This is a genomic window from Stenotrophomonas sp. HMSC10F07, assembly GCF_001807895.1.
Taxonomy (GTDB): Bacteria; Pseudomonadota; Gammaproteobacteria; order Xanthomonadales; family Xanthomonadaceae; genus Stenotrophomonas; species Stenotrophomonas sepilia.
The window spans coordinates 1-12,409 of sequence record NZ_KV791462.1 but is presented as its reverse complement, the minus strand read 5'-3'; the positions used below and the strand labels follow the sequence as shown (position 1 = coordinate 12,409).

Genomic DNA, 12,409 nt, shown 5'->3' with positions numbered 1-12,409 from the left:
GGGCAGGGTAGTGCCGGCCGCTGGCCGGCATTTCTGTTTGGGATCAGGGCTTGTCGCGCACCAGCGCGTCCGCCTCGACCACACCGCCATCCTTCCCATGCAGGTACAGGTGCATGTCCTGCTGCGGATACGGGATGTTGATGCCGGCTTTGTCGAAGCCCAGCTTCAGCTGCTCCAGCAGCGTGACCTTGGTGCCGAACCAGTCGGCCGACTTCACGTAGCAGCGGATGCCGAGGTTGATCGCGTGCGCCCCCAACTCGTACACCACCACGTCCGGTGCCGGCGTCTGCAGCACGCGCGGGTCCGCCTTCATCAGCGCCAGCGCGGTGTCGCGTGCCAGCTGGATGTTGTCTTCATAGCCGATGCCGATCACCAGTTCGACGCGGCGGGTCGGCTCGGCCGTCAGGTTGATGATCGGTGCGGCGGTGATCAGCGTGTTCGGAATGGTGGTGTGCTGGTTGTCGGCACCGGTGATGACGGTCTGGAAAATGCGCACTTCGCGCACCGTGCCGGTCTGTCCGGCAACGGTGACCACGTCGCCGACGCGGAACGGCCGCAGTGTCACCAGCATCACGCCCGAGGCGATGTTGGACAGCGAATCCTTCAGGGCAAGGCCAACGGCCAGGCCTGCGGTGCCGAGCACGGCCAGCAGCGGCGTGATCTGCACGCCCAGCGTGCCGATGGCCAGCACCACCACGATCACCAGCGATGCGGCGTACACCACGTTGCGCAGGAAGCTGCCCAGCATCGGGTCCACGCCCATGCGCGCTGTGGCGCGCGGCATCGCGTTGGACAGGCGACGCGCCACCCACAGGCCCACCAGCAGCACCACGATGGCGGCCAGCAGCGGCACACCATAGGTCTCCAGCAGGCGTTCCCAGTCGAGCGAGTGGAACCAGGGCGTTGCGGCGGGGGCGGGAGGTGCGGCGGCGATCATGCGGAAGTCCTTTGCTGCGTAGCGATGTCTGCGTGGGGCCGGGCGTGCGTGGACGCCAGAAACAGCAAGCCCCGCAGAGGCGGGGCTTGCGTGCAGCAGCAGTATGGGCGGACGTCGATGAAAGCGACGTCAGCCCATCACGGCATCAGCCGTTGGCTTTCAGCTTGGCCAGGCGCAGCCAGGTATCAACCACGGTGTCCGGGTTCAGCGACACCGACTCGATGCCTTCCTGCATCAGCCATTCGGCCAGATCCGGGTGATCGGACGGGCCCTGGCCGCAGATGCCAACGTACTTGCCCTTGGCACGTGCCGACTTGATCGCCATCGACAGCAGCTTTTTCACCGCCGGGTTACGTTCGTCGAACAGGTGCGCGACGATCGACGAATCGCGGTCCAGGCCCAGGCTCAGCTGGGTCAGGTCGTTGGAGCCGATCGAGAAGCCGTCGAAGATCTCCAGGAACTCATCGGCGAGCAGTGCGTTGGACGGCACTTCGCACATCATGATGATCTTCAGGCCGTTCTCGCCCTGCTTCAGGCCGTTCTGTTCCAGCACCTCGATGACCTTGCGGCCTTCTTCCAGGGTGCGCACGAACGGAATCATGACCCACAGGTTGTCCAGGCCCATTTCGTTGCGCACGCGCAGCACGGCCTTGCACTCCAGCGCAAAGGCGGCCGAGAAGCTCGGATCGACGTAACGGCTGGCGCCGCGGAAGCCGATCATCGGGTTCTCTTCGTGCGGCTCGTAGTTGCTGCCGCCGATCAGGTTGGCGTACTCGTTGGACTTGAAGTCCGACAGGCGCACGATCACGGCGTTCGGGGCGACCGAGGCGGTGAGGGTGGCGATGCCTTCGGCCAGGCGGTCGACGTAGAAGCTGACCGGATCACCGTAGCCGGCGATCTTCTCGTCGATCTTCTTCTTGGTCGCGGCGTCCTGGCGGTCGTATTCCAGCAGCGCATTCGGATGGATGCCGATGTGGCTGGCGATGATCATTTCCAGGCGGGCCAGGCCGATGCCGGCGTTCGGCAGCTGGCCGAAGTCGAAGGCACGTTCCGGGTTGGCCACGTTCATCATGATCTTCAGCGGCGCCGGCGGCATGTTGCCCAGATCGGTGGTGGTGCGTTCAAAGCCGAGCTTGCCTTCGTAGATGAAGCCGGTATCGCCTTCAGCGCAGCTGACGGTGACCAGCTGGCCATCTTCGATGACCTGGGTCGCGTTGCCCGAACCAACCACGGCCGGCACGCCCAGCTCGCGCGCGATGATCGCGGCGTGGCAGGTGCGGCCACCGCGGTTGGTGACGATGGCCGAGGCGCGCTTCATCACCGGTTCCCAATCCGGATCGGTCATGTCGGCGATCAGCACGTCGCCGGGCTGCACGCGGTTCATGTCGTCCAGCGTCTTCACCACGCGGGCCACGCCCGAACCGATCTTGGCGCCGACGGCACGGCCCTCGGCCAGCACCTTGCCGCCCTTCTCGGTCAGCGCGAAGCGCTCGATCTGGGTGGCGTGGCTGCGCGACTTCACCGTTTCCGGGCGCGCCTGCACGATGAACAGCTTGCCGCTGACACCGTCCTTGGCCCACTCGATGTCCATCGGGCGGCCGTAGTGCTTTTCGATGACCAGCGCCTGCTTGGCCAGTTCCTGCACGTCCTCGTCGCTGATCGAGAAGGTGGTGCGCAGTTCGGCCGGCGTGTCTTCGATACGGACGCGCTCACCGGGGACATCCGAATACACCATGCGGATCGCCTTGCTGCCGAGCGAGCGGCGCAGGATCGCCGGCTTGCCGGCCTGCAGGGTGGGCTTGTAGACGTAGTATTCGTCCGGATTGACCGCGCCCTGCACGACCATCTCGCCAAGGCCGAACGAGGAGGTGACGAACACCACGTCGCGGAAGCCGGACTCGGTGTCCAGGGTGAACAGCACGCCGGAGGAACCGACGCCCGAACGCACCATCAGCTGCACGCCGGCGGACAGGAATACGTCCTCATGCTTGAAGCCGTGGTGCACGCGGTAGGCGATGGCGCGGTCGTTGTACAGCGAGGCGAACACTTCCTTGACCTTGTGCACGACGTCGTCGGCACCGGTCACGTTGAGGAAGGTTTCCTGCTGGCCGGCGAAGGACGCATCCGGCAGATCCTCGGCAGTGGCAGACGAACGCACGGCCACGGCCACGTCGCCGCCGCCATTCTCGGCGCTCAGCTTGGCGTAGGCGGTGCGGATGTCCTGGTCCAGCTGCGGCTGCAGCGGGGCGTCGATTACCCAGCCGCGGATTTCCTTGCCGGCGGCGGTCAGCGCGTTGACGTCCTCGACGTCCAGCGTGGCCAGCCTGTCGAAGATGCGCTTGGACAGGTCGTTGTGCGCGATGAAGTCCTTGAAGGCTTCAGCGGTGGTGGCATAACCGCCCGGCACCGAAACGCCCAGACCGGCCAGGTTGCCGATCATCTCGCCCAGGGACGAATTCTTGCCGCCTACGCGGGCCAGATCGGCCAGACGCAGTTCGTGCAACCACAGGATGTTCTCGTTCAAGCGCGATGCTCCGTTTGGCCATCGCCCGAGGCGGGCTGAGTGGCCGCGTCCGTAGGAAGAAGCCGATATGATGCCGGGCAGAGCACCGTCGGCACAAGCTTGTGCTGGCGGCCTTTTTAAGCTTCGTAGGGGGTAAAAGCGCGCATGTCGACCATCCGTCCGGTGTTCTACGTTTCCGATGGAACCGGTATCACCGCTGAAACCATTGGGCATAGCCTGCTGACCCAGTTCTCCGGGTTCAGCTTCATTACCGATCGGATGTCGTTTGTCGACGACCCTGAAAAAGCGCGTGAAGCCTGCGCCCGGATCCAGGCGGCGGGGGAGCGGTACCAAGTCCGGCCGATCGTGGTGAACTCCTGCGTGGACCAGAGCCTGAGCCTGATCCTGGCCGACAGCGGTGCCCTGATGCTGGATGTGTTCGCGCCGTTCATCGAGCCGCTGGAGCGCGAACTGGCCAGCCCTCGACTGGCCCGGGTCGGCCAGGCCCACGGCATGGTCGATTTCGACACGTACCACCGCCGCATCAACGCGATGAACTTCGCCCTGACCCATGATGACGGCATCGCGGTGAACTATGACGATGCCGACGTGATCCTGGTGGCGGTGTCGCGCGCCGGCAAGACGCCCACCTGCATCTACCTGGCTCTGCATTACGGAGTGCGCGCGGCCAACTACCCGCTGACCGACGAAGACCTGGAAAGCGACCGCCTGCCGCCGCGCCTGCGCAACTACCGGCGCAAGCTGTTCGGGTTGACCATCGATCCGGACCGCCTGCAGCAGATCCGCCAGGAGCGCCGTCCGAACTCGCGCTACGCGAACCTGGACACCTGCAAGCGGGAGGTGGCCGCGGCCGAGACCATGTTCCGCATGGAGCGGATCCCGACCCTGAGCACCACCCACACCTCGATCGAGGAGATTTCCAGCAAGGTGCTGGCCACATTGGGGCTGCAGCGCGAGCTGTATTGATCCTTTCCGGCGCGCCTGGCTGCGCCCGTAGAGCCGAGCCCACGCTCGGCTGGGCCACCGGGTTCTCCCAGAACAGCAGCCGAGCATGGGCTCGGCTCTACAGTGGTGACAGCGACCGACGGGTTGGCTGTGGCTTGAGGCGCCCCCACGTTGAAGCACCAACGTGTAGGATCGACCCATGGCCCGAGCCTTGCCCCGTACCGAACGCATTCCCCGCCTGAGCCGGCTGAGCTGGCTCATGGGCCTGTACGCGGAGAACTACCGCCATCTGGTGCGCCTGTTCGAACCGGCGGGACTGGCGGCGGGCAGCTACATTTCCTCGATCGGCGACGGCCTGGATGTCCGCCTGGACGTGATCGAGTGCCACCGCTATACGGTGGAACTGCGGCTGACCTACGACATTGCCGACCCGGTCACCGGCGAGCCGGATCCCTCGGCCTATGTTCGCCTGTACCGTGACGCGCGCCAGGCCGAGACCACCCATTGCTACGTCGGCCGCCGCTGGCAGGACACCATGGGCCTGTACCCGCCGCCGGCGGAGTTGATCAGTCATCGCATGCGGATGAACACCTTCCTCGGCAAGTGGCTGGAATACCTGGCCGAGCGCGGCCACGGCGTCGCAACGCTGCGCCGTGACCCCGATGGCGCCGGTGCGCCTGCCGAGCGCCGCCTGTCGCTCGTGCGCTGATCGGCCATAATCCAGGGCTGACCTGCCGCTGGATGCCGCCCCATGCCGTACACCCCGATCGTCGCCACTCTGGGCTATGTGCTGTCGCCCGATCGTCGCCAGGTGCTGATGATCCATCGCAATACGCGCCCCGGTGACCATCACCTCGGCAAGTACAACGGCCTGGGTGGCAAGATCGAAGCGGACGAGGACGTGGCGGCCAGCATGCGCCGCGAGATTGCCGAGGAAGCCGGCATCGACTGCACCGGCATGCGCCTGCGCGGCACTCTCAGCTGGCCCGGTTTCGGCAAGCACGGCGAAGACTGGCTGGGCTTCGTGTTCGTCATCGACAGCTTCGAAGGTACCCCGCACGGCGGCAACCACGAAGGCACGCTGGAGTGGGTAGATCTGGACAAGCTGGACACGCTGCCGATGTGGGAAGGCGACCGCAACTTCCTGCCGCTGGTGTTCGACGCCGACCCGCGCCCGTTCCACGGCGTGATGCCGTACAAGGACGGGCGCATGGTCAGCTGGTCCTACAGCCGGCTGTGAGGTGACGAATCGGGTGGGTGCCAACCTTGGTTGGCACGCTCTTCTGGCAAATTAATACCCGGACAATATTGACTCGGTGAAATTACCCGGGCAATATTCACGCATCGCCTCTGATGCCATTGCCATGCCTGTGTCCCGACTTCCTCCCTTCAGCTGTTTCGACGGTCATCGCCTGGTCGCTTCCGGTACCCCGGAAGTGGCAGCGCTGGCGTTGAAACAGCTGCGTGCCGACAACGCAGCCGGTCCGCTGCTGGTGTTCGACAACGCCAGCGGGCGAACCCGCGATTTCGACACGCGCGGCAGCGACACAGAGCTGCTGGCGCGGGTGACCGAAGCGTTTCCCTCCGCCGTGGAGGCGGATGCCGACGTCACTACCGGAGAGGCGCCTGCGACCCCGCGTGGCCGTGGCCGCCCCAAACTGGGCGTGGTCGCCCGCGAAGTGACGCTGCTGCCGCGGCATTGGGCGTGGTTGGCCGAACAGCCGGGTGGGGCCTCGGTGGTGCTGCGCAGGCTGGTGGAAGCGGCCAGCCGTGCCGGTGCCGACGAGGATCGGCAGCGCCGCCACAGCGAGCGTACCTATCACTTCCTGCAGGCCATCGCCGGTGACCTGCCGGGCTTCGAGGAGGCCATTCGGGTGCTGTTCGCGCATGACCGCGCGGGCCTGGAAGCAGCGCTGCATTCCTGGCCCAGGGATGTGCGCGACCACGCCCTGCGCCTGGCGTTCGAAGACGCTGACGGCTGAGCCATCGCGCCGTTGCTGAGCGACGGCGTCATCTGATCGCGGGCCGCGGTCCGCTTCCCCTGTGCTTGCTTTGCTGGCGGAAACGCCGGGCAGGGCGGCGCCTTGCCCAGAGAATCCCATGAGCCCCCCTGTACATCCGACACCTCCGGCAGCACTCCCGCTGTGGCGCACCTACCTGACGCTTCTGCTGCCGATGTTGCTGACCAATGCGTTGCAGCTGGCCGCAGGCACGCTGGACAACATCTATCTCGGCCACCTGCTTGGCACACAGGCGGTGGCTGCGGCCGCGGCGTTCTTCCCGGTCTTTTTCCTGCTGCTGGCCCTGGTGATGGGCCTGGCCACGGGCGCGATGGTGCTGATCGGCCAGGCCTGGGGCGCGGGCCGCCCGCAACAGGCGCGCGCGGTGGCCGGCAGCGCGGTGGCGCTGATCCTTGTGCTGTCGGTGCTGGTGATGGCTCTGGGGAGCGGTTTCGCACCACAGCTTCTGATGTCACTGGGTACACCGGCACCGATCCTCGGTGAGTCCATCGTCTACGCGCGCGTGCTGCTGCTGGCGGCGCCGGCGTTCTTCCTCCTGTGGCTGGCCACTGCCGTGAGCCGCGCAGTAGGCGATGCGAAGACGCCGCTGCAGGCGCTGCTGCTGGCCACGGTGGTCGGCCTGCTGTGCACGCCGCTGCTGATCCTGGGCTGGACCGGCCTGCCGCGGCTGGGGTCGACCAGTGCGGCTGTATCGGCGGCGTTTGCCTCATTGTTGGCCCTGGGCTGGTTGCTGTGGCGCTGGCATCGGGTAGGACATCCCCTGGCGCCACGGCGCGAGCAGTTGCGTGCCATCCGTTTCGATGGCGCGATCATCCGATCGATGCTGCGCATCGGCATACCCTCCTCGCTGCAGATGCTCAGCCTGGCCATTGCCGAGATCGTATTGCTGGGCTGGATCAACCGTTACGGCTACACCGCTACGGCCGCCTACGGTGCGGTCAACCAGCTGATGAACTGGGTGCAGTTGCCGGCAATGTCGTTGGGGATCACCGCCACCATCCTCGCGGCGCATGCGATGGGCGCCGGGCGTACAGCACGGCTGCCGGCCATCGCCCGGACTGGTGTGCTGGTGGCGCTGGCGACGCTGAGCGTGGTGGTGGTGCTGGTTGTGGCGCTGGCGCGCGGGCTGACCGGGCTGATCCTGGCGGCAGCCGACGTGCGCGAGCTGGCTGCGTTGCAGCTGCGCACTGTGGTGTGGGGCGTGCTGGCGATGGGAATCAGCGCGGTGCTTGTCGGGGTGATGCGCGGCAGCGGCACGGTATGGTTGCCAGCGTTGCTGGGTATGGCAGCGGTGCTGCTGGTGGAACTGCCGCTGGCGATGTGGATGCAGGCGCAGCACGGGCTGGCCGGCGTGTGGTGGGCGTGGCCGCTGGGGTTGCTGGCCATGCTGGTGATGCAGGTGTTGTGCTTCGCGCGTTGGCGGCGGGTGCAGGCTGGGTAGTTGCCTGCCGCCGTCCGGCACCCCGGAATGGCAGGTGCAGCCGGCCAGCGGCCGGCTCTACCACTTCAGCGCCGCTGCGCCAGCAGCAGGCGGAAGTACAAGCACAGGGTGTTGACCGCCAGTGCGGCGCTGCGGCGGGGCCTTCGCAGCTGCGCGGCCAGGGTGGAAGCATCCGGCATCATCCTCGCCCGTCACGAGGAATCGGACGTGGCGGCGGCGGGCCCGCCGGTGACCATAGCGCCGACCTCGCGGCTTGGGAAGTAGGGAAACCCCGCGTCAGGGTGATGAGGAAATGTCCACCGTCGCAGTCGGTGAGATCTGGTTGTCCACAGGGGGTGTGGATTACGCGTGGGCAACTTTGTGGATAAGCCGCGACAGGCGCCACCCCCCTAGGCTGTCAAGATGGGTGGCGAAAAATTCACCGTCGGTGAGGGCGGGTGAGGGGGCGGTGAAGGGTGGGCCCCGTCAGCGCTGTCACCAGCGACGGCGCTCGCGGTAACCTGTGGGCCTTGATGCTCCGTGAGTCCCCATGAAACGTCACTTCTCGATGCTGCGCGAATTCCAGCTGGCCGACTGGTTCACCCTGGCCAATGCTTTCTGCGGCACCGGTGCGGTATTTGCCGCCATGCGCTTCCTGCAGGACGGCGAGCGTGGCTACCTGCTGTTCGGCATGGCGCTGATCCCGTTGGCCTTCATCTTCGACGCCCTTGATGGGCGCATCGCGCGCTGGCGCAAGTCCAGCTCCACCCTGGGCCGCGAGCTGGACTCGCTGTCCGACGTGATCTCCTTCGGGGTGGCCCCAGCGGCGCTGGCCTATGCCTGCGGCATGCAGGGTGGCTGGGACTGGCTGGTGCTGAGCTACTTCGTCTGCTGCGGCGTCAGCCGCCTGGCACGCTACAACGTCACAGCCGAGGCAATGACCGGCGATGAGGGCAAGGTCACGTATTTCGAGGGCACCCCGATCCCGACCAGCCTGGTGCTGGTGATCGTACTGGCGATCGCCGCCGGCACCGATGCCATCGGCCAGAACATCTGGTTCGGCCAGTGGCAGATCGGACCGTGGCAGCTGCACCCGATGGTGCTGTTGTTCGCCCTGTCCGGGTCGCTGATGATCAGCAAGACCCTGCGTATCCCCAAGCCATGAGCCAGCCCTGCGGAGGCCTGCGATGACCAGCTCGGCCCACGATGCCGGCAGCAGCGATTTCGAGACGCTGGCCCGGCAGTACTTCGGCGCCTGGGGTGATGCTTTGCGCCATGCGGGCGCGCCCGCTGCACCTGCCGGTGACGACCCCGGCAGCTGGCAACGGTTGTTTGACTGGTGGGGCCAATTGCTGCCCGAACAGGCGCCCGGCGCGCCGGAAGATGCCGTGCGCCGGTTCCGCGAACAGGCGGGCAGCTGGTACGGCACCATGCAGGAGGTCGCCGCTCGGTTTGCCGGCCGCGACGCCAGCAGTGCCGACGTGGCCCAGGCCTGGCGCGAGGCGGTGCAGGGGCAGGGCGACGGCATGCTGCAATGGATGCTGCAGGGCGCCCGCGGCAGCACCCACGCCGGTGCCGCAGTACCTGAATTCGCCGCATGGCTGCAGCAGTTCCAGCTGCAGGCGGGCCCGTGGCTGCAGAGCCCGGCATTCGGCCCCGGCCGCGAGCACCAGGCGCGCTGGCAGGCCCTGCTGCGTGCGCAGGAAGAGTACCAGCAGCATTCGCGCGCCTATGTCGACCAGATCAAGCGGGCATTGGACGAGGCATTTGCGCTGTTCGAGCAGCGCCTGGCCGAGCACGAACAGCCGGGCAGCCAGCTGACAAGCGCCCGCGCGATGTTCGACCTGTGGATCGAAGTGGCCGAGGAGGCCTACGCCAAGGTCGCCATGTCCGAACCGTTCCAGGAGGTGTACGCCTCGCTGGGCAACGCGCAGATGCGTCTGCGCGCCGGCCTGCAGCGCGAGGTGGAACAGATGAGTGAACGTATCGGCCTGCCGACCCGCAGCGAGATGGATGCCGCACACCGCCGCATCGCCGAACTGGAGCGCAGCCTGCGCCGGCTGCAGGCGCAGGTGGCGGTGCTGGCCGGGACCGCCGAGGTGGATCCGGTGGCACAGCCGGCGCCAGCGAAGGTGAAGCCGGTCGCACGCAAGGCCGCGAAGAAGGCGGCACCGGCGAAGAAGGCGGCTGCCAAAAAGTCCGAATCTCGCACCACCTCACGGGCACGTGACCGATGAAGGGACCGCTGGGCTTCAACGCCGATGACCTGATGCAGGAAACCCTGGCGATGCAGCGCAAGCTGATGGAAGGGCTGAAGCTGCTGCCGCAGGTGGAAGACGTTGACTATGGCGTGACCGCCCGCGAGGAAGTGTGGCGCGACGGCAAGGTGGTGCTCTACCGCTTCGTCGGCGAACAGGCGCCGACCCGGCGCACGCCGCTGCTGATCGTCTACGCGCTGGTCAACCGGCCGTACATGGTCGACCTGCAGGCCGACCGCTCCCTGGTGCAGAAGCTGCTGGCACTGGGCCAGGACGTGTACGTGCTGGACTGGGGCTACCCGGATCGCTCGGAGCGCTTCCAGACGCTGGAGGACTATCTGCTGCGCTATATCGATGGTGCGGTGGATGCACTGCGCGTGCGCAGTGGCGGCCCGATCGACCTGCTCGGCATCTGCCAGGGCGGCGTGTTCGCACTCTGCTACGCAGCGTTGCGCCAGCGGAAGCTGGGCAAGCTGATCACCATGGTCACCCCGGTCGATTTCCAGACGGCCGACAACATGCTCTCGCACTGGGCGCGGCAGGTGGACGTGGATCTGCTGGTGGATACGCTGGGCAACATACCGGCTGACCTGATGAATGCCAGCTACCTGATGCTCAAGCCATTCCGCCTGAACGTGCAGAAGTACGTCGGTCTGCTCGATATCCTCGACGACAAGGCGGCGCTGGAGGATTTCCTGCGCATGGAAAAATGGATCTTCGATTCGCCGGACCTGGCGGGCGAGGCGTTCCGCGACTTCATCAAGCAGTTCTACCAGGGCAACGGCCTGGTGAACGGTACGGTGCGGATCGGCGAGGAAGCCGTGGATCTGTCGCAGGTCACCTTGCCGGTGCTGAACATCTATGCCGAGCAGGACCATCTGGTACCGCCGGACGCCTCGCGCGCGATGCGTGGGCGCCTGGGCACGGACGACTACACCGAGTCCAGTTTCCGCGGTGGCCACATTGGTATCTATGTGTCCGGCCGCGCCCAGCGCGAAGTGCCGGCCACGATTGATGGCTGGTTGAAGGCGCGTGACCTGTAGAGTCGAGCCATGCTCGACGGACCTGGGGGGATGATGACGTACCGGATTTCGTTGATTCTTGCGGCACTGCTGGCAGCACAATTTGCCCACGCCGCACCCAGTGCCGATGCACGCCGGGAGATCGCCCAGCTGATTTCCAGCCTGGACGGCTCGCAGTGCCGTTTCCAGCGCAATGGCAGCTGGTACGACGGCGGCGATGCGCGCGCCCATCTGCAGCGCAAGTACGACTACCTGCTGAAGAAGGACATGGTGGACAGCGCCGAGCAGTTCATCGAGCGCGCCGCCAGCCAGAGCAGCATGAGCGGGAAGCCTTACCGCATCCAGTGCCCGGGGCAGCCTGAACAGACCGCGGCCGCCTGGTTCGGTGCGCGCCTGCAGGCGCTGCGTCTCCGCACGCCGTAGACACGGAGGCGGTGTAGAGTCGCGGCGTGCTCGACTGATTCTGCCCGCAAGCCGAGGAGACACCGCCGTGAACACCACGCCCAAGACGCTGTCGCGTTCATTGAACGACCGCATGATTGCCGGCGTGATGGGCGGCATTGCCCATCGCTTCGGCTGGAACCCCACCCTGGTGCGGATCGTGTTCGTGCTGGTATCGATCGGCTCGGCCGCCTTCCCCGGCATTCTGATCTACCTGATCCTGTGGCTGCTGATTCCGAACGAGGCGGATTGAACACCGCCGCTCGATCCTGGCCGCTCTGGCTGCGCGCGCTGCAGATGCTGGGCGCCGCATGGACGCTGCCCAACACACTGATCGGCCTGATCGGCGGCTTGGCCGGCATGCTTGGCGGCGCGACGCTGCGCTGGAGCGGGCGGGACTGCGCCGTGGTGTTCGATCACTGGCCGTGGGGGCCGGGCGGTGCGATCACCCTGGGCAACGTGATCCTGCATACCGGCCATGACCTCGGCATCTGCTGCCGGACCTATGCGCATCAGGCGGGGTGGGGCGTGGAGCCGCTGATCCGGCTGGACGACCACGAGCGCGCGCACGTTTACCAGTACATGGTGCTGGGGCCGCTGTACCTGCCGGTGTACCTGCTGTGCGGCGGGGTGAGCGCGCGCAACCCGTTCGAGCGCGCGGCCGATCATTTCGCCCGGTTCGGGAATGGTTGGTGGCCGTAGTTTCCAGCCAACGGCGCAGCCCCTCGTAGCTTTGGTCGCGGAATTCCTGCTTCCTGGGGGCTGGCTGGGTGGGTGGGGCTGGCGGGGACGCCGTGAACCCATCCCTGAAGTGACCCCCAGGAGTTGGACGCCAGATCCA

The 12,409-nt window shown here is 66.5% G+C and carries 13 protein-coding genes; 11 read left to right on the top strand and 2 right to left on the bottom strand.

The genetic code is table 11. From position 1 onward, the window contains the following. Nucleotides 1-43 precede the first annotated feature (43 nt). Nucleotides 44-937 carry a mechanosensitive ion channel family protein gene (locus HMPREF3114_RS20145; RefSeq protein ID WP_053499808.1) on the bottom strand — a complete coding sequence of 298 codons (894 nt, stop codon included), beginning with the start codon at nucleotides 935-937 and terminating at the stop codon, nucleotides 44-46. 145 nt (nucleotides 938-1,082) lie between these two features. Beyond that, nucleotides 1,083-3,461, bottom strand: a complete 2,379-nt coding sequence (gene ppsA, locus HMPREF3114_RS20140) for a phosphoenolpyruvate synthase (protein ID WP_053499806.1) — start codon at nucleotides 3,459-3,461, stop codon at nucleotides 1,083-1,085. A 144-nt stretch (nucleotides 3,462-3,605) separates the two neighbouring features. Between ppsA and HMPREF3114_RS20135 the strand changes: the two genes are divergently transcribed. The 11 genes from HMPREF3114_RS20135 (at nucleotide 3,606) to HMPREF3114_RS20085 (ending at nucleotide 12,270) form a co-directional block, all read left to right on the top strand. Continuing rightward, nucleotides 3,606-4,427, top strand: coding sequence for a posphoenolpyruvate synthetase regulatory kinase/phosphorylase PpsR (locus tag HMPREF3114_RS20135; RefSeq protein WP_005417170.1), 822 nt, complete (start codon nucleotides 3,606-3,608; stop codon nucleotides 4,425-4,427). Between the two features lie 178 nt (nucleotides 4,428-4,605). Continuing rightward, complete coding sequence (locus tag HMPREF3114_RS20130; protein WP_032954273.1) at nucleotides 4,606-5,115, top strand: DUF1249 domain-containing protein; 510 nt, start codon at nucleotides 4,606-4,608, stop codon at nucleotides 5,113-5,115. Nucleotides 5,116-5,157: 42 nt separating this feature from the next. Beyond that, nucleotides 5,158-5,646 (top strand): NUDIX hydrolase, encoded by a 489-nt coding sequence (locus tag HMPREF3114_RS20125; protein ID WP_005417168.1) that lies wholly within the window; start codon nucleotides 5,158-5,160, stop codon nucleotides 5,644-5,646. Between the two features lie 124 nt (nucleotides 5,647-5,770). Next, nucleotides 5,771-6,388: a DUF2239 family protein gene (locus HMPREF3114_RS20120; RefSeq protein WP_053499804.1), complete on the top strand. Its 618-nt coding sequence runs from the start codon at nucleotides 5,771-5,773 to the stop codon at nucleotides 6,386-6,388. A 118-nt stretch (nucleotides 6,389-6,506) separates the two neighbouring features. Further along, the gene (locus tag HMPREF3114_RS20115) at nucleotides 6,507-7,868 is read left to right on the top strand and encodes an MATE family efflux transporter (RefSeq protein ID WP_053499802.1); all 1,362 of its coding nucleotides are present in this window, start codon (nucleotides 6,507-6,509) and stop codon (nucleotides 7,866-7,868) included. Between the two features lie 529 nt (nucleotides 7,869-8,397). Next, nucleotides 8,398-9,012 carry a CDP-alcohol phosphatidyltransferase family protein gene (locus HMPREF3114_RS20110; RefSeq protein WP_019660264.1) on the top strand — a complete coding sequence of 205 codons (615 nt, stop codon included), beginning with the start codon at nucleotides 8,398-8,400 and terminating at the stop codon, nucleotides 9,010-9,012. Nucleotides 9,013-9,034: 22 nt separating this feature from the next. After that, the gene (gene phaE / locus HMPREF3114_RS20105; protein WP_053499800.1) at nucleotides 9,035-10,084 is read left to right on the top strand and encodes a class III poly(R)-hydroxyalkanoic acid synthase subunit PhaE; all 1,050 of its coding nucleotides are present in this window, start codon (nucleotides 9,035-9,037) and stop codon (nucleotides 10,082-10,084) included. Continuing rightward, entirely contained in the window at nucleotides 10,081-11,148 is a 1,068-nt protein-coding gene (gene phaC / locus HMPREF3114_RS20100) for a class III poly(R)-hydroxyalkanoic acid synthase subunit PhaC (RefSeq protein WP_053499798.1), read from the top strand. Before phaE ends, phaC begins: the two co-directional genes overlap by 4 nt. Before the next feature lie 33 nt (nucleotides 11,149-11,181). Then, entirely contained in the window at nucleotides 11,182-11,550 is a 369-nt protein-coding gene (locus tag HMPREF3114_RS20095) for a YfeK family protein (protein WP_032954276.1), read from the top strand. Nucleotides 11,551-11,617: 67 nt separating this feature from the next. After that, nucleotides 11,618-11,821: a PspC domain-containing protein gene (locus tag HMPREF3114_RS20090; RefSeq protein ID WP_005417153.1), complete on the top strand. Its 204-nt coding sequence runs from the start codon at nucleotides 11,618-11,620 to the stop codon at nucleotides 11,819-11,821. A gap of 44 nt (nucleotides 11,822-11,865) precedes the next feature. Next, nucleotides 11,866-12,270, top strand: a complete 405-nt coding sequence (locus HMPREF3114_RS20085; protein ID WP_141750863.1) for a hypothetical protein — start codon at nucleotides 11,866-11,868, stop codon at nucleotides 12,268-12,270. The last annotated feature ends 139 nt before the right edge of the window (nucleotides 12,271-12,409 follow it).